The 22,467-nt window shown below is 54.5% G+C and carries 25 protein-coding genes; 6 read left to right on the forward strand and 19 right to left on the reverse strand.

Going from position 1 to position 22,467, the window contains the following annotated elements:
* Positions 1 to 45: 45 nt before the first annotated feature.
* Genes LN244_RS09660 through pdxB form a run of 3 tightly spaced genes read right to left on the reverse strand, consistent with a single transcriptional unit; the run spans position 46 to position 3,025 of the window.
* Positions 46 to 1,164, reverse strand: a complete 1,119-nt coding sequence (locus tag LN244_RS09660; RefSeq protein ID WP_239039581.1) for an ATP-NAD kinase family protein — start codon at positions 1,162 to 1,164, stop codon at positions 46 to 48.
* Positions 1,161 to 1,874: a flagellar brake protein gene (locus LN244_RS09665; RefSeq protein ID WP_239039582.1), complete on the reverse strand. Its 714-nt coding sequence runs from the start codon at positions 1,872 to 1,874 to the stop codon at positions 1,161 to 1,163. Before LN244_RS09665 ends, LN244_RS09660 begins: the two co-directional genes overlap by 4 nt.
* On the reverse strand, positions 1,871 to 3,025 hold the full coding sequence (gene pdxB, locus LN244_RS09670) for a 4-phosphoerythronate dehydrogenase PdxB (protein WP_239039583.1): 1,155 nt from the start codon (positions 3,023 to 3,025) through the stop codon (positions 1,871 to 1,873). The genes LN244_RS09665 and pdxB overlap by 4 nt, the downstream gene beginning before the upstream one ends.
* A 120-nt stretch (positions 3,026 to 3,145) precedes the next feature.
* Here pdxB and LN244_RS09675 point away from each other — a divergent pair, with 120 nt between their 5' ends.
* Together LN244_RS09675 and trpB are read left to right on the forward strand one after the other, a co-directional pair.
* Positions 3,146 to 3,385, forward strand: coding sequence for a hypothetical protein (locus LN244_RS09675; RefSeq protein WP_239039584.1), 240 nt, complete (start codon positions 3,146 to 3,148; stop codon positions 3,383 to 3,385).
* Between the two features lie 136 nt (positions 3,386 to 3,521).
* Entirely contained in the window at positions 3,522 to 4,724 is a 1,203-nt protein-coding gene (gene trpB / locus LN244_RS09680; RefSeq protein ID WP_239039585.1) for a tryptophan synthase subunit beta, read from the forward strand.
* A gap of 102 nt (positions 4,725 to 4,826) precedes the next feature.
* On the opposite strand, the gene LN244_RS09685 is transcribed toward trpB, so the two are convergent.
* Complete coding sequence (locus tag LN244_RS09685; protein ID WP_239039586.1) at positions 4,827 to 5,684, reverse strand: diguanylate cyclase domain-containing protein; 858 nt, start codon at positions 5,682 to 5,684, stop codon at positions 4,827 to 4,829.
* Positions 5,685 to 5,833: 149 nt separating this feature from the next.
* On the opposite strand from LN244_RS09685, the gene LN244_RS09690 reads away from it, so the two are divergent.
* The 3 genes from LN244_RS09690 to LN244_RS09700 are packed head-to-tail and all read left to right on the forward strand — an operon-like array spanning position 5,834 to position 7,408.
* Positions 5,834 to 6,319, forward strand: a complete 486-nt coding sequence (locus LN244_RS09690) for a hypothetical protein (protein ID WP_239039587.1) — start codon at positions 5,834 to 5,836, stop codon at positions 6,317 to 6,319.
* An 8-nt stretch (positions 6,320 to 6,327) separates the two neighbouring features.
* Positions 6,328 to 6,933: an SCO family protein gene (locus tag LN244_RS09695; RefSeq protein ID WP_239039588.1), complete on the forward strand. Its 606-nt coding sequence runs from the start codon at positions 6,328 to 6,330 to the stop codon at positions 6,931 to 6,933.
* Positions 6,934 to 6,937: 4 nt separating this feature from the next.
* Entirely contained in the window at positions 6,938 to 7,408 is a 471-nt protein-coding gene (locus LN244_RS09700) for a copper chaperone PCu(A)C (RefSeq protein ID WP_239039589.1), read from the forward strand.
* A 16-nt stretch (positions 7,409 to 7,424) separates the two neighbouring features.
* Here the strand turns inward: LN244_RS09700 and LN244_RS09705 are convergent, their stop codons facing one another.
* The 9 genes from LN244_RS09705 to soxX all read right to left on the reverse strand — a co-directional run bounded on the left by LN244_RS09705 (position 7,425) and on the right by soxX (position 13,663).
* Positions 7,425 to 7,958 carry a hypothetical protein gene (locus LN244_RS09705; protein ID WP_239039590.1) on the reverse strand — a complete coding sequence of 178 codons (534 nt, stop codon included), beginning with the start codon at positions 7,956 to 7,958 and terminating at the stop codon, positions 7,425 to 7,427.
* A complete protein-coding gene (locus LN244_RS09710) occupies positions 7,951 to 8,502 on the reverse strand; it encodes an elongation factor P hydroxylase (RefSeq protein ID WP_275424677.1) in 552 nt (183 codons plus the stop codon). The genes LN244_RS09705 and LN244_RS09710 overlap by 8 nt, the downstream gene beginning before the upstream one ends.
* Positions 8,499 to 9,245 (reverse strand): hypothetical protein, encoded by a 747-nt coding sequence (locus tag LN244_RS09715; RefSeq protein ID WP_239039591.1) that lies wholly within the window; start codon positions 9,243 to 9,245, stop codon positions 8,499 to 8,501. The genes LN244_RS09710 and LN244_RS09715 overlap by 4 nt, the downstream gene beginning before the upstream one ends.
* A gap of 55 nt (positions 9,246 to 9,300) precedes the next feature.
* Complete coding sequence (gene soxB / locus LN244_RS09720) at positions 9,301 to 11,082, reverse strand: thiosulfohydrolase SoxB (protein ID WP_239039592.1); 1,782 nt, start codon at positions 11,080 to 11,082, stop codon at positions 9,301 to 9,303.
* 65 nt (positions 11,083 to 11,147) lie between these two features.
* Positions 11,148 to 11,573: a hypothetical protein gene (locus tag LN244_RS09725; RefSeq protein WP_239039593.1), complete on the reverse strand. Its 426-nt coding sequence runs from the start codon at positions 11,571 to 11,573 to the stop codon at positions 11,148 to 11,150.
* Positions 11,574 to 11,585: 12 nt separating this feature from the next.
* Positions 11,586 to 12,431: a sulfur oxidation c-type cytochrome SoxA gene (gene soxA, locus LN244_RS09730; RefSeq protein ID WP_239039594.1), complete on the reverse strand. Its 846-nt coding sequence runs from the start codon at positions 12,429 to 12,431 to the stop codon at positions 11,586 to 11,588.
* 41 nt (positions 12,432 to 12,472) lie between these two features.
* Entirely contained in the window at positions 12,473 to 12,781 is a 309-nt protein-coding gene (gene soxZ / locus LN244_RS09735; RefSeq protein WP_239039595.1) for a thiosulfate oxidation carrier complex protein SoxZ, read from the reverse strand.
* Between the two features lie 27 nt (positions 12,782 to 12,808).
* The gene (gene soxY, locus LN244_RS09740) at positions 12,809 to 13,270 is read right to left on the reverse strand and encodes a thiosulfate oxidation carrier protein SoxY (RefSeq protein ID WP_239039596.1); all 462 of its coding nucleotides are present in this window, start codon (positions 13,268 to 13,270) and stop codon (positions 12,809 to 12,811) included.
* A 33-nt stretch (positions 13,271 to 13,303) separates the two neighbouring features.
* A complete protein-coding gene (soxX, locus tag LN244_RS09745) occupies positions 13,304 to 13,663 on the reverse strand; it encodes a sulfur oxidation c-type cytochrome SoxX (RefSeq protein ID WP_239039597.1) in 360 nt (119 codons plus the stop codon).
* Positions 13,664 to 13,977: 314 nt separating this feature from the next.
* On the opposite strand from soxX, the gene LN244_RS09750 reads away from it, so the two are divergent.
* Positions 13,978 to 15,405, forward strand: a complete 1,428-nt coding sequence (locus tag LN244_RS09750; protein ID WP_239039598.1) for a two-component system sensor histidine kinase NtrB — start codon at positions 13,978 to 13,980, stop codon at positions 15,403 to 15,405.
* Positions 15,406 to 15,462: 57 nt separating this feature from the next.
* Here the strand turns inward: LN244_RS09750 and LN244_RS09755 are convergent, their stop codons facing one another.
* From LN244_RS09755 to LN244_RS09780, 6 genes are all read right to left on the reverse strand, one after another.
* The gene (locus tag LN244_RS09755; protein ID WP_239039599.1) at positions 15,463 to 16,242 is read right to left on the reverse strand and encodes an enoyl-CoA hydratase; all 780 of its coding nucleotides are present in this window, start codon (positions 16,240 to 16,242) and stop codon (positions 15,463 to 15,465) included.
* A gap of 99 nt (positions 16,243 to 16,341) precedes the next feature.
* Positions 16,342 to 17,265, reverse strand: coding sequence for a tRNA 2-thiocytidine(32) synthetase TtcA (gene ttcA, locus LN244_RS09760; RefSeq protein ID WP_239039600.1), 924 nt, complete (start codon positions 17,263 to 17,265; stop codon positions 16,342 to 16,344).
* Positions 17,266 to 17,425: 160 nt separating this feature from the next.
* Entirely contained in the window at positions 17,426 to 19,780 is a 2,355-nt protein-coding gene (locus tag LN244_RS09765) for a sensor histidine kinase (protein ID WP_239039601.1), read from the reverse strand.
* 22 nt (positions 19,781 to 19,802) lie between these two features.
* Positions 19,803 to 20,597: a sensor histidine kinase gene (locus tag LN244_RS09770; protein WP_239039602.1), complete on the reverse strand. Its 795-nt coding sequence runs from the start codon at positions 20,595 to 20,597 to the stop codon at positions 19,803 to 19,805.
* 109 nt (positions 20,598 to 20,706) lie between these two features.
* Positions 20,707 to 21,777 carry an HDOD domain-containing protein gene (locus LN244_RS09775; RefSeq protein ID WP_239039603.1) on the reverse strand — a complete coding sequence of 357 codons (1,071 nt, stop codon included), beginning with the start codon at positions 21,775 to 21,777 and terminating at the stop codon, positions 20,707 to 20,709.
* A 29-nt stretch (positions 21,778 to 21,806) separates the two neighbouring features.
* Entirely contained in the window at positions 21,807 to 22,397 is a 591-nt protein-coding gene (locus LN244_RS09780) for a response regulator (RefSeq protein WP_239039604.1), read from the reverse strand.
* Positions 22,398 to 22,467 lie beyond the last annotated feature (70 nt).

The following is a 22,467-nucleotide window of genomic DNA, read 5'->3' on the forward strand; positions in this document are numbered from 1 at the left end:
CAAAAAAGGCACCCTCGGGTGCCTTTTTTCTGCTTGCCATTCCGATCAAGGAACCGCGATACGGTAGAGCACGGCATCACGGTAGCCCGTATGAACCTCTATCAGACCACTCCAGTCGTGATCCAGCTGAGGCTCTCCCGAGTCGATGATCAGCGGGCGCCCTTCCAGCGCGTTCAATTTGGTTCTTGTCGCCACCAGGTACAGGTTTTCACGCCCGACATGCTTGAGCAGTTCAGCGCTGAGTTGCTGGTTACCGCGCCCGATAATATGCCCTTGACCACCAATTAAGGTAATCACGATGCGCACATCCCGCCCCTGGCTCAATGCCAGCAATTCTTGAGCGGTACAATCGGCCGCTATCACTTCGCCATTCAGCACAGCGTCCACACCCAACAGGGTATTGTTCAGTCCCAGCGCCTCCATGATTGCCGCGACAGTCGACCCCGAGCCCATCAGGTAGAGCACTTCCGGTTCCATCTGTTCTACAAAGCCTGCAGCAATCTCATCCAGTACCAGGGTCTCGTCTTCTCGGTTACTGGAATTTTTGACATGCTGCAAATAACGATGCTCAGAAGGCACACGCATCTCGCCATAAAAGCGGGCCCGTACCTTACCTTCCCTGAAGGCTTCTTCATCAAGGTCACGAACTTCCTGTTCATCTATGGAAACCAGTTCGCCCCGGACCAACATGGCCACCAGCTGGCCAGCGGCCTGTGGCGTAAGAGCATAAACGCCGGAATGGATCTTGACCCCCGCCGGCACTCCCAATACCGGGATACGTTCGCCCACCGTCTCACAAATATTGCGAGCAGTGCCATCCCCGCCAGCAAAGAGCACCAGATCGACACGCGCTTCCAACAGCGCTTGAGCCGCGCGACAGGTATCCTCTGCTGTACTCGGCACATCTTCAGCCTGTCCAAGTATGTGGGTCACAAAGCCCATGTCAGAGGCCAAATCGCCCCCCATCTCGCCTGCCCAGGTCAGCACCTCCACGTCCAGCCCCTGCAGAGGCTGCAGAGCTGCACGAGTGCGCTCTTGCGCACGCGGCACAGCTCCCAGCGCCAGCGCCTGACGCGCCACCTCGGCGCCATCACTCCCCTTGAGCGCCACGCTGCCCCCGAGCCCAGCAAACGGATTCACGATCAATCCCAGGCGAAAGCTCATGACTCAACCCCCTCCAGCTCACCCAAACTTATCAATTGCTGCTCATAGACAAAACCTGCCAGTACCAGTCGCGTTTCCTCTTCGAGATCCACAAATTCAACACCATGAGTGAAAGCACTGATAAGACCGCTCTCCAATTGCTGAACGTTACGCACGACTGCTGGCAGCAACAGCAGATGATCGATACCCGCTACTTGTACACGAGCCGTCACAAAGAGACTTTCACCCGGCTGCGCCAGAGGCTGACTGCATTCGAGCTGTGCCCCCTGCAGACTGATGTCACGGCAGATGGCGGATTGTGACCCGTTCGACACCAGCATACCGGGTTCATCATGCTCGACTCGAACACTGAGGATGATCGGTACCCGTGTATGGGCACGTATTCGATGCATCTCAACCCTGTCGGGATACTCAAGATGCCAGTAGGCGAAGGGACGAGACTGCGACTGCAGCAGACGCGTCTCAAAGGTGCATAAATAATTGCCACTCATGAGCCGTGCGGTGAACCTCACCCCTTCCATCAATACCGTTCCCTGTTGGCGGGGAGCGCTTACCATCACACTCTGAAATTCCTTCAAACCAAGCAGTTGCACCATCAACCGCTGGTGAGGTGAGCGTACTTCAAGCCGAATCTTCTCACCGGGCTGCGGACCAATTTCAGCCAGGGTGGCGTCACGGCGCCCTTTAAGCAAAGCAGCGATATCCGTCATGCGCCTCCCCCGGCACAGTCAAAACCCATAGCCCACAGTGGACTGGAAACCCGGTCGCCTTCAATCACCAGTTTCAGCGTGCAGTATTCTCTTCGTTCCGGATATTCGCGCCGCAAGCGGTCAAACGCGAGCCGTTGCTCATCTGCAGGCAAATACAGCGTCTTGCGAAATGCCCGGTCATCCCGGTAAGGATCAAAGACAAGCCGCGCCGGGGTCAGCAGATCTTCAGCATCTGAGACTCTCAACTCGCGCACCGTAGACGGCGGCAGCACCTCGCCAAGCTCAAGCTCTGCCGGCAACTGAAGGTGCTCACAGAGAGCCTTGTACAGCATCCACGTCCCCCGGATTTTGCCATCCAGGGAATAACCGGCGATATGTGGTGTCGCGATAGCGCACCGCTCGGCAAGCCGGACATCAACAGCAGGCTCATGCTCCCAGACATCCAGCACCAGTGTCAGATCGGGACGAGACTGACTCACCGCCAGCAATGCAGCATTATCGATGACAGGGCCACGCCCCGCATTCAGCAGAACAGCGTTCTGCTTCAAACGCGGCAGGTTGTTCGCGTTAAGCAAATGATAGGTGGGCCAGTCGCCCTCTCGGGTCAATGGCGTATGCAAGGCCAGAATGTCAGCCTCTTTCAGGACATGGTCAAGCGAAACAAAATCACCACCTTCCACTGCCTGTCTGGGCGGATCACAGAGCAGCACTTGAATACCCATCGCCTGCAAACGCTGCTGCAGACGCCCCCCCACATTGCCGACACCCACAATGCCAACCGCTTTGTCGAGGAGACTGAAACGCTGTTCAAACGCCAGCTGAAGCAGGCTGCTGAGCACGTACTCCACTACCGAGTCAGCATTGCAGCCCGGGGCGCTGCTGAACCCGATGCCTTGCTGGTGTAACCACTCTTGATCAACATGGTCAGTACCGATGGTCGCCGTACCTACAAAGCGCACCGGAGTATCCTTCAGCAGCTCGGAGCTGACTCGCGTCACGGAGCGCACCAGCAGGACATCGGCGTCCTTGAGGTCCTCAGCGGTCATACTTCGCCCGGCACAGGTACGCAAAGTCCCGAAGCGCTGAAACAGGGGAACCAGGGCGGGTATATTCTCGTCAGCCACAATGGTCAAATGGGGTACTGCTGTCACTGAAGATGTCCTTTATTCATGCACAGGGCTTTACAAACGCCGGGGATTCAGGCTCAATCACGCGCCACATTATAGAGACATACTCCCTCCGGGTCATTGAACGGTAACGCTTCCTTGGTTGTGCGCTGGCAGAAAAAAAACGATTACCTGGTCGTCAGGATTTATCGCGACCTCGTAGGCGACTGGGTGGTCACTCAGTGCTGGGGCAACAATCAGGGTTCCAGTTCCTTTAACCACACATTGGTTAACTCCTACAGCGATGCTCTCGAGCTGCTGCGCGAAATCGGACGTGAACAGCGCCAGCTGGGTTTCCGCCGCAAGCAAGGCCGTGAAGAACAGCTAGGCTTTGATTTCAGTTGAGTTTTTGTCGACTGCTGCTTGGCACTCTCTCTACAGCGCTTTATAGTCACTTACCCTAAGCAAATGTTGCTGTGATATAGCAAAGCCAGCCAAACGAAGCTGACAACTGCTAGCGGCCCGTACACGTGGAGTGAGTATGAGCAAATTCGATTTTTCCCCAATGCCTGATGCTGACGGTTATTTCGGCGAATACGGTGGCCAGCTGATCCCGCCTGAACTGAAAACCGTGATGGACGAAATCAACACAGCCTACGAAGAGATCCGCCAGATGCCGGAGTTCCAGCAGGAACTGACCGATCTCTTCGCAGACTATGTTGGCCGACCCAGCCCCATTTTTTATGCCCGCCGACTGAGCGACCAGCTGGGCGGTGCTCGCATCTTCCTCAAGCGCGAGGACCTCAATCACACGGGAGCCCACAAGATCAACCACTGCCTTGGCGAAGCCCTGCTGGCCAAGTACATGGGCAAAACCAAGGTGATCGCGGAGACAGGTGCCGGCCAGCACGGTGTCGCGCTCGCTACAGCCTGTGCACTCGTCGGTATTCCCTGTGAGATCCACATGGGTCAGGTCGACATCGAGAAAGAGCACCCCAACGTCGTTAAGATGAGGATTCTGGGATGTAAGCTGGTATCCGTGACCCGTGGCACCGCTACCCTCAAGGACGCTGTCGACAGTGCGTTTGAAGAGTACCTTAAAGACCCCAAGAATTTTATTTACGCCATCGGTTCAGTCGTCGGCCCACACCCTTTCCCGAAAATGGTACGCGACTTCCAGAGCATCATCGGCAACGAAGCGCGCAAGCAGTTCGAGCAGCGTGAAGGCAAACTGCCGGATTATGTCACTGCCTGCGTCGGCGGTGGTTCCAATGCCATTGGCATGTTCACCGCATTCCTGGATGACGAGGATGTCAGCCTGGTCGGTGTCGAGCCGGCAGGTTACGGCCTGGACACCGACAAGCACTCTGCCACCATGACACTGGGCAAACCGGGCGAGATCCACGGCATGAAATGCTACGTTCTCGAACAGGAAGATGGCACGCCGATGCCGGTACACTCCATTGCTTCCGGCCTGGATTACCCGGGCGTTGGCCCGCAGCACAGCTACCTCAAGGACCTGGGGCGTGTGCAGTATGACACCGCCACCGATGATGAGTGTCTAAATGCTTTCATGACCCTGTCTCGTGTTGAAGGCATCATCCCGGCTCTGGAAAGCTCCCACGCAGTTGCCTGGGCTATCCGTACCGCCCCCACTCTGACCAGGGAGCAGACCATCCTGGTTAACCTGTCCGGTCGTGGAGACAAGGACGCCGATTACGTGGCGCAGAAGCTGGGACTTTAACCAGCTTACAGAACCCCATAACAAAAGGGAGGCCTCATGGCCTCCCTTTTCTGTTTAACGCATCCCGTGCGATAACCGCACAAGCCTGGCATATAAAGCGGATCAGAAATAACAGATCTGCTCGTCAGTCATGATGGCGCGCTGCAACGCCTGATGTGCGCGATCCACCAGTTCAAGCGCCTCAGTACCATCATCCGGGCTGATCGCAACCCCGATGTTAACCGCCAGCGCAGGCAAGTCAGCCGGCTGGTTCTCACTCAGCGTCGATGAGAGCTTGTCGACAACGGCCGCAATCGCTTCAGGACAGTCCACCTGCTCCAGCACGATCAGATATGCACCCGAGTCCAGACGTGCCAAGGTGTCGCCTTGACGAATTTTCTGCTGTAAAGCAGTGGCCATTCTCTCCAGAGACGCACTGTAACCATTTTCGGTAACGGCAGGTTCGGCACCGCTGATCTGCAATGCCAGAAAGACAACATACTCTTCTGCTCGCTTTGCACGCTGCAGGGCATGTTCAATTCGTGCTGCCGTCTGCGGAGCTGTTACGGGCAGAAGTTCAGCGTTTCCGTTCACATGCAATGGATGCTGCAGGCGATAAAGCGGCGTCATATCGCGCCCAGTAATCAGCAAAGACTCGACACAGCCCTCGGCGTCTTGGCCGGTCACCGCACGGAACCGGATCAGGCGCATCCCTTTTGCTGCGGTCTCAATCCAGGCCTCAATTGACTGCTGAGGTTCGGCCACCATCAGCTCACGCAATTGGGACAACGGGTAAGCCCTACCCTGAAGCTCCTCACGGGTTTTACCCAGCAGCTCGGCAAACGCCAGGTTGCACCAGGAGCAGGTTCCATCAAGACTCAGTACCATCACCAGCTCATCCAGGGTATCCATCAGCTGCATCAGATTGTGGCTGGATACTGCGTTTTCCCCTTCGGCCTGCATAGTGGTGTTATCACTCATCGAATTCAATCTCTGTTATTGCCTGTCGCTGAGGCCTCACGATAGCGAATACGGTTCAACCATGCCAGACAAACTCGACTCTTTGGTGACACAGGTGCGACAATCTGTCACTTCCACTCCCAGCCCGGCCTATCTAGACTGAGACCCTAATGACCTTGCAACGTCACCAGAATCAGGAACCTGAGAAAAAAGACGCTTTGATCAAGTTTGCCCTGCTTGGCATGCTCTTGCTGGCAGTACTGGCGGGCGCCAGCTGGTACCAGCAAACGCTGGCTCCACAGGATGGCACGGTTCGCCACGATTGCGACCTGCAGCAAGGCCTCTGTTATATAGAGCTTAACAACAGTCGCCTCGAGCTGGAAGCCGGACCTCTGCCAATACGTTCGCTGAGCCAGCTGAATCTGACTTTAAATCTGGAAGGTCTGGACGCACGCCGCATCTGGGCCGATCTTCAAGGTGCCGACATGTATATGGGTGTCAACCAGTTTGAATTTCAGCGTGATTCAGCGCTGCGCTGGCGGGGTCATACCGAACTGGCGGTTTGCGTAACCGGGAGAATGACCTGGCAGCTCACTCTGAAGATAGAAACTCCAGCGGGGCTGCAACAACATCTTTTCGAGTTTGAAGCACAATGAATACGCAGTTGAAAACACTCAGAATTTTGCTTTTACTGACTGCCTGTCTGCTTGCAGGCCTTGCATTGGCATTTGTGCTTCGTCCCCAGCCGGTGGATACCAGGCTTGCCATGGGCGATACCAACCTCGGTGGAGACTTCACCCTGACCTCCGCACAGGGTCCCGTTTCCCTGTCCGATTTTCGCGGTAAGGTCAGCGTGATTTTCATCGGCTACGCCTCCTGCCCGGACGTCTGTCCCACGGGGCTAGCCGTGCTGACTCAGGCAATCAAACAATTACCCGAAGACCAGCGCGAGCAGATACAGGGCATTTTTATCAGTGTTGATCCTGAGCGGGATACTCCGCAAAAACTGGCCGAATATACTGCCTTCTTTTCGCCTCGAATTATCGGTGTTACAGGCACTACCGATCAGATTAACAAGGTCGTAAGACAATACGGCGCTTTTTATCGCAAGGTAGAGCTGAAAGATTCTGCCATGGGGTACGCAGTGGACCATTCATCAAGGCTTTATCTGGTGAATCAGGAAGGTCATCTGGAAAAAACATTGCTGCACAACAGCTCACCGCAAGCGCTTGTTGACAGCCTTAAAGCGATTCTTACCAATCAGGGATAGCACCATGAAGAAACTGCTTACTCTTTTCACCAGCAGCCTGCTGCTCAGCAGTGCGGCCACGGCAGCCGACATATCCGTGGAAGGCGCCTATGCACGCGCAACCGCGCCCGGGCAGCCCAACAGTGCGGTTTTCATGCAGATAGGTAACGGCGGAGATGCCACCAGCCTGGTGGGAGCCAGCAGCCACGCAGCCCAAGTGGTTGAACTGCATGCACACTTGCATGATCAAGGCGTCATGCGCATGCGCAAAATAGATGCCATTGAATTGCCGGCAAAGAGCCAGATCGAACTGGCACCGGGAGGCCTTCATATCATGCTGATCGGGCTGGAGTCCCCGCTCAAGGCTGGCAGCCAGATCGACATGGTGCTGGAGTTCGCAGATGGTACATCAGAAGCGCTGATGGTTCCGGTTCAACACGTGATGCCTGCAGGCATGGGGCATGGCCAGTCGATGTCACACGACAAGCGCAACTAGGCCAGGTTTGATCCCGTCAACACATCTTGCAGCCACGAAGACGCCCGTCGAAGTGGCTGTATATTGTCAGACAGGCTTCTTTCTCCGGCAGTGATCCCAATCCCTGACTGTTATAGCGATCCACATAGGTCAATAGCCTCTGACGTGCATCAAGCGGATCAGGGTTCACCTGATAGGACTTGAAGCCAACTCGATACAGTCCTTGATATCGCGGATAGCTCAGCACGCCTTCCTCTACCCTGACAGCGTCACCCATAAGCCCCGTTTGCTTCAATGCCGGCACTTTCAGCGGATTTTCGTTGTGCAATGCAAGAAAAACGTCTGCCTGACCCGGCGTATCAAAGACGCCCAGCACCCATACCCCTTCAGATGAAGAAGCATAGAGGTAATGGAACGGTTCTTCCAAACGGCTCACAGCAAGGCGCTGGTAGTGCCAGTCGTCATAGCCACAACTTTCCAGCGTCAGCAGCTCCTCACCTTCTGGCATGACGAAGGGCTCACTGGGCAGACAGGAAATCCAATCACTGGCCAAAACCCTGAGATTACGCATGACATGCCCACTCTTGCTGTAGCTCAAACTGCTCGGGCACAAGTTCAGGCGTGTCATAATGCTCTCTGAGCGCATCCACCAGCATCTGCACGCGAGGCGGGAGCCCATCCGCAAGCAGCTGGTGTACACGGTTCAGCACGTTTTGCTTGAACTCTTCACTCGCTCCCAGTCCTGCCGAAAGATTGTCGGCACTGAAATGGAACTTGCGCCCTGCCGCCTGATTGAAGATCCATTCGTATGCCTGAGGCTGAACTTCGACCCGTTCAAACTCGGCCTGCTCGGCGGCACTGCGCCCGTCTGGCTTGTACCAGTAGCCAAAGTCCTCCAGCAATCGCCGCTGTGGGCCCGCCACACACCAGTGGGCAATTTCATGCAGCGCACTGGCATAGAAACCATGTGCAAAAATAACCCGATGATGAGCATGTTCGGCATCAGCGGGCAGGTAGATGGGCTCATCATCGCCAGCCACCAGCACGGTGTTATAGGTCGGCAAAAAAAGCCGATCGAACATCTCAATCAGCACTTGGTAATCCGGCGTGCTCACTGTTCGTACTCCTGCCAGCGATTTCCGTTTAGCCACCAGGTCATGCCGGTCTGCTCATCGAAACGAACGGCAACATATCCCTTGGCATCCTGATCGGCACGATGTACCAACACCCTGTAGGATGACAGATTCATGAAGTCCACATCCGCGAGGGGCTGCCAACGTCCGGCATCAGCCAGCCAGGTTTCCCCGGTGCGTCGATCAAAGCGCACCAGAACCCAACCACCCTGTCGAGTATAGGTAGTCGCAATACCAAACTGCCCACCCTCGTCCGACGGCATTTCCATCTGATTCAGCATCTGCATCAACTGTCCAATGGCGGCATCAAGCTGCTCGGATGCAGCACCATCTGTGGCCGGCTTTGCACTGTCCGGGTCATTCGTTGCCTCTGGTTCAGTGCTTAGCAATTGCAGACGATTAAGCAACATCTGATTCTGTTCAAGCAATCGCTGGCTGTCGGTACGCAGCTGCAGTACCTGCTCCTGCAACAGCGTCAACCGACCACTGAGCTGATCAAAACCACTCTGTACTGGATTGGCCTGCGACTGGCGTTGACTTGAAGCTGCATCAATCGTCCGTGACGGAGCTGCTGTATTGGACTGGCTGGCGTCAGGCAACCGTTGATCCTGAGCTGACGCTGTCGTTTCAGGAGCAGAAGAAGATGCTGGCTGAGTTGGAGTGGCAGCATTACAACCAGCGAGCAACATCGCCAACACGGCGACACAGGGTCGTATCAAGCACATGCACAGGCCTCTGTGAGTCGAAAAAGCCTATTCTATCGAAACCTTTGCATGGAGCCTAACCGGTGACATTGTTCGGGTATTCCGACAATCCCGGATTGCCTCTGACACCCTTGAGTACAGGAGTATTGAGTTTACTGACGTGAACTTCTTTACGGTCACGCAGGTACTCAGCCACTACGTCCCAGGCAGCCGGGCCAGCCGAGGGCTCCCTGACCGTGGCCCAACCGGCCACCTTGTAGGTTTTGTTTGCGTCAATTCTGTCGCCGTTATCCAGGGTCATTTCACTGATGCGCGACCCGATACGCTGGCCCGGCTCGCAGACATAATTGAAGCCGCCTACGCGCACCATGTCTCCTCCGGATTGAAGGTAGGGATCGGGATGGAATAGGTTATCGGCCACATCTTCCAGAATCAGTTTCAATTCAGAACCTTTCATGTCACGCACATAGGTTTCCGGATAGGTCAGACAGGTCTGATCCAACACCCGCTCCATAGTGATCATTTGCCCCTTGAGTACAGTGGAGCCCCAGCGAAATCCGGGCGAAAGTGCAATCTGTGCATCCCCCACCGCTCGCAGAGCATCACAGATCACCTGATCAAAAGTGCCGTTAAAGTTGCCCCTGCGGAACATCAGATCCCCCGCGATTGCCAACTCTTCGTTAAGCCAATCAAGATGGGGGGCACGTTTTTCGTGAATCAGCGCCTGCATGCCTGCATCAGCCGGAATGAGTTTGGAAAATACCGGGAGCAGTGAGTAGCGGTAGCCCTCAAGCCTGCCATTGCGGATATCCAGGTCCAAAGCCCCGAGAAACTTGCCGTGTGAACCTGCATTGAAGACCAGCGTCTGCCCCCCGCTGTTCTTGACCAGAGTCGGTGCCGGCACGGCATCATGAGTGTGTCCGCCCAGTATCAGGTCGATGCCCGATACCCGACGGGCCATGGCCAGATCCACATCCATGCCGTTGTGCGATAACAGAACCACAAGATCCACTTTTTCCTTGGCCCGCAACTGCTCAACGAGCATCTGCAACCGGTCATCGTAGATGTCGAAGGTCCAGTCGGGAATAAAGCGAGCCGGGTTCGTGATTCGTGTGCGCGGGAAAGCCTGGCCGATCACTGCAACACGAACACCACCAAGCTCACGGATGGTGTAAGGCTTGAAAACACGCCCCGAAAAATCGTCATACAGGTACTCCACATCACTTGAGAACATTGCTTCTTCAGTGATGAACACATTCTGCGCCAGGAATTCACCGTTGAAAGCTTTGATGTTGCTGAGAATTTCAGCCTGATGGTAGGTGAACTCCCAATGACCGGTCATGATGTCCACGCCCAACAAATTGCTGGCTTCCACCATGTCCATGCCACGGCTTTTATATGCCGTTCCCGAACCCTGCCAACTGTCGCCTCCGTCCAGTAACAGGGTATTCTCGCGACCAAATTCCTCTCTCAAGCGCTCAACCAGTGTTTTCAGATGAGCAAAGCCGCCCACCTTGCCATATTGCAAAGCGGCATCGGCGTAATCGAGGTGAGTAAATGCATGGGCTTCGAGACTGCCGGGCTGAATGCCAAAATGCTGCAGCAGTCGGTCACCGACCAAATGAGGAACCCTGCCTGCCGCCTGCGCCACTCCAAGGTTAACGCTGGGCTCTCGGAAGTAGATCGGCAGTAGCTGAGCATGGCAGTCTGTCATATGCAACAGGCGCACGTTGCCGAACCGGGGGACTTCATATAGATCAGAAGCCTCCCTGCTGGCTGCTCCCGTCTTTAACGGCAGTACTCCAGCCATGCCGGCGATACCCAGCATCTTTGCAAATTCACGGCGTGTCATCGACATGGCATTCCCCTGAAAGGGCCTGGACGCTTTCACTCGATTAACGAGCAAGAGTGACTGGCAAAGGTCTATTCCGGCACGGCCCGCTGCCAGTTGGCTTCTGCGTTACGGTATTGTTTGAGCGACATACGCGCCAGGTATTTGGCGCGGGCTGCCAGCTCCATTGCAGATTGATACCGGCCTGCTGCCAAGGCTTCACGGGCCTGGCGTATATAAATGGCAGGACCTCGCCATTCGTATCCCACCGCTGCCGATTCCACTCTGAGGGCTTCTGCGCCGTCAATCAACGCTCTGGCATTGGCGGCATTAGGCTCAGCCATCGCCTCGATCTCTTCCGGGTGGAAGGTTGTGTGGATCTTGCCCCCGTAGCTGAACTCGTGCCCTTTGCCGTACAACGCCCGCTGCTCATTGAACACCTGCTCAAAAGAAGCGGCATAAAGCCCCTGGGCATGCAACAAGGTGACAACAGCCGGAACCAGCATCTTCCTCTTCATCACACTGCCTCCTTACTTGCGAGCCCCGGGCCCGTTCACAGGCAAGCCGTTACTCATATATGTCTGAAAGTATTCGAGCTTGCGAAACGCGTCTGATTGGGGAGGCAACGGGACCGAGCGTGTATCACGGTGACAACCTTCGTAGCGGCGATGCAAGGTGCCGATTTCACCCCATTTGGAGCGAAAAACCGGAAAGTGCGTTGGATGGCCCAGAGCAGGCCCCGGCAAGTCTGCACGTATGAGTATCCGGGAACCCTGCAAATGGCAGTTGGCACAGGAAAGATTCAACTGGCCACGCTTGGAATAGAAGAATTTCTTGCCGTCGAGATACGCCTGGAGTGCTCTGGGGTCATCCTCAGGGATCTGGATAGCGAACCGTTTTCCACGGGAAGTAAATGCCATGTAAGCGGAGATTTTGGCGATATCCCCCCTTTTCCACGGCAAGGGTGCCTCGCCATTCTCAACGCGACACTCGTTAATCTCCTGCTCGAGGGTTTTGACGGTGCCTTCCTCTCGATTCCAATAGGGATATTGATGGCGTATGCCGATACCGCCATTTTCAAAGCAGTCTCCATACCCTTTGCCGTTGGCAAAGGGCGTATTGAACAGCGCCTCACCCTCCTCCAGATCAAATTCATAGGGTGGAAACGCCATCAGCGCATCCCACTGCTTGCGCGAGTCCGCATCAACAGCATAAATACCGTTCACATACTCATCCATTGGGACATGCGGAAACCGCTTCAGGTAGTACTGTTGAAGCGCGAGGCGGTCTGCCTCAGGATCAACCCTTTGAAGCTGAGTCCCCGTTTCTGCCGCCAACATCACCTGAGACACGAGCATCAAGCTGAGTGCAAGCAAACTGCCTCTTCGTACATGCATAAAAACCCGGCAACTGGATTTCATGTGATTTCGGCAGTCTCGATGCCGAACTTGCCTGTGTTTTCCTTCCAGCTCAGCTCCAGGGTATCGCCAACAGCCCCACCGGCGAAACTGAATGAGAAAAAGGGATTTTTCGAAACCGAAGGCCCAAGATTGGCGGCAAAGACCAATTTCCCGGCATGCCTGACCACCAGTTCAGACAGAAACTCTGCCGGGATGATATTGCCGGATGTATCACGGCGCCGCCCCGTTTCCATGATGTGCTTGATCAACATCTTCACTTCGGTTTTGCCGTTCATCGCCCTGGCCTTGACTCTTATGATCCCCATGATGTACCTCTTGAAATTCTGTCCTGTCTAGCCGCCACAGCCACCAATCGTGACTTTGACCTCTTTGGTTGCACTATAGAGCTTGCCATCCGACTGAATCACAGCTGTGACATGAGTGGTCTGTCCCATACGAACACGGGTAGAAACCTCAGCCAGCGTCCCTTCCGGAATAATGAACTGTGCAGCCAAAGGAGAGGGATTCTCTGCGATAAAAACACTCACCGTCTCAACATTAGGCAGAGTGGTACTGATCGTGAGCGGCACAACGGCGCCGTTTTCCGCAATATCAGGCGCATCTAGCATTACTTCGGCACTTTCTACAGGCAAATCGCCTCCGTAAAGCGCCTTGATCGCAGCATTGGTTTCTCCGGCCGCAAAGGCCTCTCGCATCCAGGCCGCCATTGCCCACTGGGGCACCAACGCACACAATCCAAGCAGGCCACCACCCGTTGCAAGGGCCTTGACCAGAGTTCGCCGCTTTATTGTCATCTAGAGGTCTCCCCCGTTGCCCCGACAGGGGCCTCAATACTGGTAGATATATTCCACGACCGCATCAATTTCGTCCTCTGACAAAATCCAGTGCTTGCCAACAGGAGGCATGATACTCAACGGGTTTGCAGCCGTTGCATCCCAAACCTGGGCACGCAACTTGCGCCTGTCGGGATAGCGTTGTTTCATGGCGATCATCATGGGTCCCTGGTTGCCAGGGAGATTGGTTACAGGGTCGCTGATGTTATGACATGAAATACAATTGCCCCGACTCTTGTCGTGGTAGATGTCGCGCCCCAACCGTATCATCTCTTCCTGCGTGACCGCTGTTACAGGGCCACAGAAGGCACAGGACGCCATCATTGCCCACAGGGTGGACCTCAATCTGCGCATGCGATCCCTCCGGCTTTGTTTATGGGGTATCCCGCTTTGTGCCAATTCTTATACTTACAACTCTGTCAATCCATTTCTCTTATACGATAAGACTGTTTTGACCAGCACTTTCGACCCCCATTAACGCAGGTACAGATCTTCTACACCGCTTCAGACCTGTCTCAGTGGAAGTCCTTACAGTCAGGTGCACACCTGTCGTGTCCACGGCCAACGTTAAATCGGCAACAACGTACCTAAGCCCCCCCGCTATCCGTTATACTTCCAGTCAACGTTCATTCATCCTTGCCACGCGGACATTCTGCCCCTACACCATCATGACTCGATTTCTTTTACTGACGACGCTGTTACTGACTGCTCCCCTGACTCATGCCAGTCTACTGGCGCCTTTCCGCAATGAGGACGGCAGTACACGTTGGCAATATGTCGCCAACTTTTCCAGTGGCGTGTTGATCATCCTGCTGACCATCGCGGCCGTCGTACTGTTCGTCACCTGGCGTCGTGCTCGACGCTATAACCTCGAACTGGAAGAGATTCGCAGCCACCTGGAGGAACGGGTTCAGGACCGCACGGCAAAACTGGAAAAAGAGGTGGCGGAACATGTCGTCACCACACAGAGACTTCAGGCATCGGAGTCATACATCCAGAACATCCTCAGTTCCATGCCTCTGGTATTGGTAGGTGTCAACGGGGATGGTGTGGTCACTCACTGGAACCGTCGTGCAGAGCAGGTATCAGGCACCAAGGCTGAAGCGGCTATCGGCCGGAACCTTTGGTCCATTTACCCTGATATCACGGTCACGCCCGAGCATATCAAGCAGGCGTTGGCAAAGCGCAAACCGGTCACACTGAGATACAGCCAGCCAGGCAGTTACCATATGGATATCACCGTTTATCCGCTGGAAAACTACGTGGAACCCGGCGTAGTGGTGCTGGTGGATGATGTCACCCGACGGGTGATTACCGAGAACATGCTGATTCAGCATGACAAGCTCTCGTCCATGGGTGAGCTGGCTACAGCCATGGCCAATGACATTCACACCCCTCTGCAGGCCATTCTGTTCGACCTGCGCAGTTTCCATAAAGCGCTTGAAAGCGGCCAACTGCTGCCCAAGGACAGCCAGCAGGACAGTGAATTCAAACGCCTTGAAGGTCTTTTGGAACATGCCTCCGATAATGGTCGCCAGGTTGAATCCGTCATTCGCAACCTGCTGCAGTTCGCACGAGGCCGAAATGCAACGGCCGAGCCGGCCAACGTTGTCGACATTCTGGAGCACTCCCTGACTCAAGCCAGCGAGGCTCTGTCGCTGCCGGATGCCATTCCGTTTGGCAAGATCAACGTTGAGCGCCACTTTGAAAAGGAAATCCCGCTGGCCCCCTGCCATATCACAGAGCTGCAACAGGTATTCCTGAGCCTGTTCCGCCATGCCTATCAATCTCTGGCCGAAAAAGCCAAGGCAAAAGGCATGGACTTCGTACCCACCATCAAGCTCTATGTCGGCCAGTCCTATGATGCCCTGTCGGTCCGTATCCAGCATAACGGTACCGGCCTGAGCAACGAGGAGCAGATGCACCTGTTCGAGCCCTATGTGAACAGCGCAAACGTGGAGCAGCCTTCAGCTGCGGCCGACAGGCGGCTTTCGTTTGCCTACTTCGTCATTACCGAGCAGCACCGGGGACATATGGCGGTTACGTCCGATCTTGAGGTGGGTACCACCTTCCATATCCAGCTGGAGTTGCATTAAAAAAGGCGGCAATTGCCGCCTTTTTATCTATTTACGTCCAAGCATTGGCACCGGAAATCAACGGTGCTTCCATTGCGGCTTGCGCTTATTGATGAATGCGTCGATACCTTCCTGTGCATCATCGGTCAGCATGTTGCCGACCATCACTTCACTGCAGAGCGCATAGGCGTCGGCCAATGGCATTTCACGCTGACGATAAAACGCCTGCTTGCCGATCTGCAGCGCCTTGCGAGACTTTGAAGCGATCTTTGAAGCCAGAGCATTAACCGTCTGATCCAGCTCTTCTTCTGCAACCTGCTGGTTGATCAATCCGATATCAAAGGCACGTTGCGCATTGATCAACTCTCCGGTGAGCAACAGCTCCATTGCATGCTTGGGCTGTACCGCACGGCTAAGTGCTACCATCGGGGTAGAGCAGAAAAGTCCTATATTAACCCCGGGCGTTGCGAAGCGGGCAGTGTCAGCAGCCACGGCCAAGTCAGCGCTGGCAACCAGCTGGCACCCTGCCGCCGTCGCGACACCGTGTACCTGTGCAATCACCGGTACCGGCAGACTGACGATACGCTGCATCAATTTGGAGCAGGTTTCAAAGGTACACCGGTAATAGTCTTCCTCGCCCTCTCCCAGCATCTGCTTGAGATCATGACCAGCACAGAACCCCTTGCCGGCACCGCGTACCACGACACAACGCACCTCAACATCCTCGGCGATGATGTCCAGTTCGGCGTGTAAAGCCTGCATCAGCTCCAAAGATAAACTGTTGTAGGCATCAGGACGAGACAGCGTCAGGGTGGCGACACCCTCATGGTCCTGCCGCTGCAGAAGTGACTGAGACATGCGAACTCCCTTTTGTTGTTATTCGGCTTATTTATTAGGGTAAGCCCGAATATCCGCAAAAGGGAGTCATAGGTCAAGCATTTGGCTTTGACCGAACGGTCAAACCGAAAGGATATCGATCTTTTCCATCACCTGAACGCCGGAGCCATTGGCACCAGTCTCTTCATCATCCCCCAGAGGGCCAAGCACACTGCCAGTATTCGGAGCAATGCCATGTGGGAAGCCCAGCTGCAGGCCCTTGAAATCGAACAGCTGATGATCGGCCAGATGTGAAGGTACTACGTTGCACAGGGCACGGAACATGGTTTCGATACGACCGGGGTGGCTCTTGTCCCAGCCCTGCAACATCTCCTTGATCACCTGACGTTGCAGGTTTTCCTGGGAACCACAGAGGTTACAGGGGATGATCGGGAATTCGCGAAGCTCGGCGTATTCGGCGATATCCTTTTCACGGGCGTAAGCCAGCGGACGGATCACCATATTCTTGCCATCGTCTGACACCAGCTTCGGCGGCATGGACTTCAGCTTGCCACCGTAGAACATGTTGAGGAAAAAGGTTTCCAGAATATCGTCACGGTGATGGCCCAATGCAATCTTGTTGGCGCCGATTTCGTCAGCGAACCCGTACAGGGTGCCTCGACGCAAACGTGAGCACAGCGCACAGGTGGTCTTGCCTTCCGGCACTACGGATTTGACGATGGAGTAGGTATCGCGCTCGACGATATGAAAAGGCACCCCGATCGACTCGAGGTAATTGGGCAAAACGTCTTCGGGAAAGCCCGGCTGTTTTTGATCGAGGTTTACTGCCACCAGTTCGAAGCGGATCGGCGCACTCTTCTGCAGATTGAGCAGTATATCGAGCATGGCATAGGAATCCTTGCCACCCGACAGGCACACCATCACCTTGTCGCCTTCTTCGATCATGTTGAAGGCTTCAATGGCCTGGCCTACCTCTCGACGCAGACGCTTCTGCAGCTTGTTGAGGCGGGTTTTGGTCTGTTTGTCGAGGCTGTCGATGTGCATAGGTCGCTGTGAGATCCACGGGTTAAAAACTATGCGCGGATTATACATGAATCAGTTAACACGCTACATCAATCCCGGCCGCGGCCGGCTGCCTCTACCCGGGATTGATGCAAACCTCGACGCGTATCTGTACCCCATTCGGCAACTGATGGTGCAGTTATCATTCCATGTCAGACGTAAATGACTGAGCTCCCTGATTTATCGGCAGGATGACCGTGAAGCGGCTGCCTTCACCCGGAGTGCTGTCTACTTCAATGCGTCCATGATGAGCATTGACGATGCCGTAGGTGACCGCCAGTCCCAGTCCAGTACCCTGCCCCACATCCTTGGTGGTATAAAAGGGTTCGAAGATATGATTCAGCTCTTCCGGGGCGATACCGCTGCCGTTATCGTCAACCACTAGACGAATTTCACCGTCCTCTCGCGAAGTTGAGATCCGAATGCAGCCGTTAAGCTGAAGCGCTTGTGCAGCGTTGACCACCAACGCCATGATGACCTGGTTGATTTGCGCAGGTACCGCCTGGATTTTTGGCAACTTTGGATCCAGTTCTGTTATGACTTCTGCCCTGTTCTTGTACTCATGACGACAAATCACCAGCGTCGTTTCGACACAATGATTGATATCGCACTCCTGCCATGCGGTATCACCCGCATGCGAGAACTCCAACAGGCTTTCCGTGATGTGCCGTATGCGACGAATACCTTCCAGCGAATCTGCAAGAAGGTCGGGCAAGTCTTCCTCCATATAGGCAAACTTTTCCCGCTGCTCCATCTTCTTCAAAACCGTGCGTTCCCCTTCGTCTATCAGCTCAACTGCTCCCTGATATAAACGTACCAGGGCGGGAACATAGTCATTGAGGATCGCTACGTTGGCACTGACAAAGGCTAAAGGGTTATTGATTTCATGGGCCACACCAGTCGCCAACACGCCAACAGAGGCCATTTTTTCGGACTGAACCAGCTGGGCCTGAGTCTCCTTGAGCTTGCGAATCAATCCGGCATGAGCCTCACGTTCGTGACGCAACTCCTTATTCGCTTGCTTGAGTTTCTGGGTACGCTCCTCCACTCGAAGCTCCAAGGCCTGGTTCATACCCTCAAGACGTCGATTAGCCTCATCCAGCTGGCTACGACTGTGCTCAAGTGTCGTGGCCATATCCGACAAGCCTGCCGATACTGCAGACAGCTCCAGGATGTCGGATTCCACAGGTTGAGTACGATACTGTCCTTGACCAATGAGCCGAATCATCTGACGCAGAGCTCGCATGGGCTCGGATAGTCGCAAACTGACGCTCACCGATTTCTGGTAGAGATAGATCATAAACAGTACATAGAAGGCCAACAAAGCCAGAATCATGGCAACCGCAATCTGATCGACACGATCTTTCAGCGCGTTGGCATCCGCATACAGACGAGCCTGGTCTGCCACCACTAACAGATGCCAGTCCGCTCCCGGTATACGTGACCAGGCAGCCAGTTTCGGCTGTCCGTTCAGTTCAAGCGCAACCACCCCCGAAGAGGATTGATCGAGGTTCTGGGCCAGGGGTCGGCTGTCAATGCGACGAAAGAGGTTAAACTCCTCCGGTTTGAACGTATCCTGCTTTATCGCCGTTGCATAATCGTGGTCGGTTAACTCTCTCAGCTGCCAGTCATACTCTGCGCTTTGCGGCATCGCCATGATCGTACCGGTACTGTCCACCAACAGCGCGTAACTGTCCCAGGGCAGTTTCAGAGCCAGAACCTGTCGAATAATTTCTGACACCTGAATATCCAGCCCAACCACCCCTTCAAGAAAATCGGACCCCTTGCGATAGACCGGCGCAATGGCAGAAGCCATCCAGCCCTGTCCCGCTGGATCGATGTAGACATCGGTCCAGACCACTTGCCGCTCCGGGTTATGCTCAGCATCTGCTTCGTAGTAGAAGTTATAATCCCTTACATTGAGGTCAACCGGATACTGCTCCAGGACATTGAAACTGGGGTAAATCCGGTTCATGGAATCATGGGTGTTAAGATAAGCCTGAGTCACCAGCGCACTGCTTTCGACCAACTGTCTCATCAACGGATCAATTTGAACCAGTTGCCAGGCCTTGGCTCTTTCGGCATCGCCAATATCTGTGATCGAAGAATAAAACATTGCAGCCCCAGGCGTTTCAGGCCGGGTATACCAGACCCCGCTGTCACTGTGGAGATAGCGGGAAAGCTCAACGTCATCAGGCACATAGGGCTGGTCGTAAGCCTGGGTTACAAGCGCAGCGAAAAGATCGGTCATTTCGGCAACGCCCTGCAACTGGGCTGTAATCACGTCTGACTCGATCCGGGCAGTCTCCAGCAACGATTCCTGAGCGCTGCGCTGCATGGTCGCTATGTTCTGGTCTCGAACCAGATAGTTCGTCACCAGATATGCGACAATCAAGGCCAATTCGATAAAAATGATAGGAATCAGGGCGTTCCGAATATAGGTTCCCCACAGTACTCGAAAAACGCTTTTTCCCTTACCAAGGCCTTGCTTGATCATGTTCAGCTCTCGAATTGAAGGATTAATCTCCGGCGGTAACCGGTAACAGGATACTGAAACAGGCTCCACCACCTTCGCGGTTGGTCGCCGAAATTGAACCCTGATGATGCTTGATAATCTGATGCGAGACAGACAGTCCAAGCCCGGTTCCTTCACCAGACGGTTTCGACGTAACGAAAGGTTCAAAGAGCAACGGCATGATCTCATCCGCTATCCCTTCTCCCTGGTCGCAGACACAGATTTCAATCATGTTCTCGGCTTCGAGAAGACGCGTACTCACCTCAATGTCTCCGCCTTTGGGCATTGCCTGAGCCGCATTAACGAGCACATTAATGATGACCTGAGACAGCTGCGAAGGATGTCCCCAGATCGGGGGAATGTCGCCGTAGCATTTCCGTACTGCGGTTACTACGTACTTGAGCTCGTGATGCACCAGTTTCAGCGCTGCATCGATCAGGGGGTTCAACTCAACCCACCGTGCATCATCGGCATCATTGCGAACAAAATCGCGCAGTGTTGAGAGGATCTCCTCGACTCTGTTTAAACCATCAGAGGTTTCGCTGAGCAGAATCGGCAACTCATCATGGAGGTATTCATAGTCGAATTTTTGCTTGAGCTGTTTGATAGCCGATACCATTTCGGCATTACCTGTCGTACCGACCAGTTCCAGCACTTCACTCAGCAGCTGATCCAGATTGCCCGTGTAATGCTGTAATGTTTGCAGGTTGGTTTTGACATAGCAGACCGGATTATTAAGCTCATGCGCAACCCCGGAGGTCAGTTTCCCCAGGGTGGCCAGTTTTTCAGACTGCAACATACGGTGATCCACTGTCCGGCCTCCCGGCAACGCGGACGCATCGTTTTGATCCCGCTCAACATCGGCCACCGCCCGCGAGGATACCCCTGCGGTCGAGACATTACCGTCTTCAACCATTTGGAACCATCTGCACTATCTGCTCGTTATCGAACCCGCCGTGCCTCATTTTCAGGGCGAGATTCAACATCTCGCTAACGGGCTCGCACTCACCTGGAAGCTCATCATCACATTGGTGCTGAACCGCTTCGACAACTTCGGGATCAAACCCCCAAAGTTCAAGCAGGTAAGCACCGACAACTGACGCTTCGTGGAGGTCAGTGGGAGCCTCTGCCAAGTTTTTTTCAACATGCAGTTCCAGGACCAGCTGACCAACGTTGTGCAGCAGCGCACTGATAATCGCCAGATTTTTGACCGGTTTGCTGACTCTGTGCAGATCACACACGACACACACCTGCTCCGCCAACAGCAAAGCCTCACGCATCAGTCGATCACCCACTTTCAGCAAGCGTGAGGGGCCCTGATGATAGAGTTCAGCTATCAGCACCAGGTTGTGAATGGTTTCCAATCCCAAACGCATCACCGCCACTTCGATTTCCTGGGTCCGTGAACTGAAGCCAAAGAATGGTGAATTGACCAGCTGCAGTATCTTGCTCAAAAGGCTCTGATCCTCACGAATCAAGGCCGCTACATTTGCCACATCCGGTTCCTTGCTTTCAAGCTCCTGTGTGATGCGCTGGTAAACTTTAGGTAAAACAGGCAGGCCATTCAGTTGCCCCATCTGCTGCCGACGATGAAGGCTTATCGGCAATTGGTGCAGTACCCGAGCTTTGGTCAGCACATTCTCGATCGTTTCCTGCTCGAAGGGCTTACGCATAATGAAATGGGCGGCGGCCGTCGCCTGCACCGCACTGTTCAACCGAGCATCCCCCGTCAGCAATATCCGCAGAGCTTCGGGTAACACTTCAGCAACTTTTTGCAACAGCTCGACGCCATCCATATGCGCCAGGTGCTTGTCTGCGACGACAACCCAAGGCGAAATAGACTTCAGTGCTTCCAGTGCTTGATCTGGCGAGTTAAAAAAGTGCATCTCCCAATCGCGATGGCTCAACCGCAGCATTCTGCGCACCGCATTCAGGACCCTGGGTTCGTCATCAATAAAAAAAATTGACGGGTTTTCCATCCAAACCGCTCTCCACCGACTTTTAGGGCTTATTCCACCGAATGGGTAACATGTTCACTGGCCAGCGGTACCATCTTCTTGACCAGATTCATTAACTGCTGATTGTCGAATGGTTTGGCAAGAACCGCATCAGCCCCCTCATCCAGAGCTCGCTGTAAAGAGAGCTGATCCAGAGCTGAAATGACGATAACTTTGGTAGCCGCGGTTTCGGGAGTGGTGCGTATGAACTTGAGTACGTCATAGCCGCTGATACCCGGCATGCGAAGATCCAGGGTCACCAGCGCAGGCTGCTGCTTCATCAGCAAACTGCCTCCCTGAAAACCGTCGGTCGCGATAGTGGTGTCATAACCGGCAGTTCTCAGCACACGACCGATGGAGCGCGCCACTGCCGCTTCGTCATCAATGATCAGAATGCGGCGGTTGCCCTCTCCGACGAGCTCAGGCGGGATCGGCATACCATGCTCATTCAGGAAATGGACGAAGTCCTCTATCTGAACCCGGTTATTCCCTCGCCCGGGCAGTTTGAAGCCTTTCAAATCACCACGGTCAATCCAACGGATTACAGTCCGCAGGTTAACGTCACACATCTTGGCAATTTCACCGGTGGTGAGTGTTTTCATCCTGTACCTCGCTACAGCCCGAGACGATTGTAACGGCCATATGCGCTTAGCGTTTAAGTGACATTTAAGA

The sequence above is a fragment of the Marinobacterium sediminicola genome, from assembly GCF_022343685.1.
Lineage (GTDB): Bacteria > Pseudomonadota > Gammaproteobacteria > Pseudomonadales > Balneatricaceae > Marinobacterium > Marinobacterium sediminicola.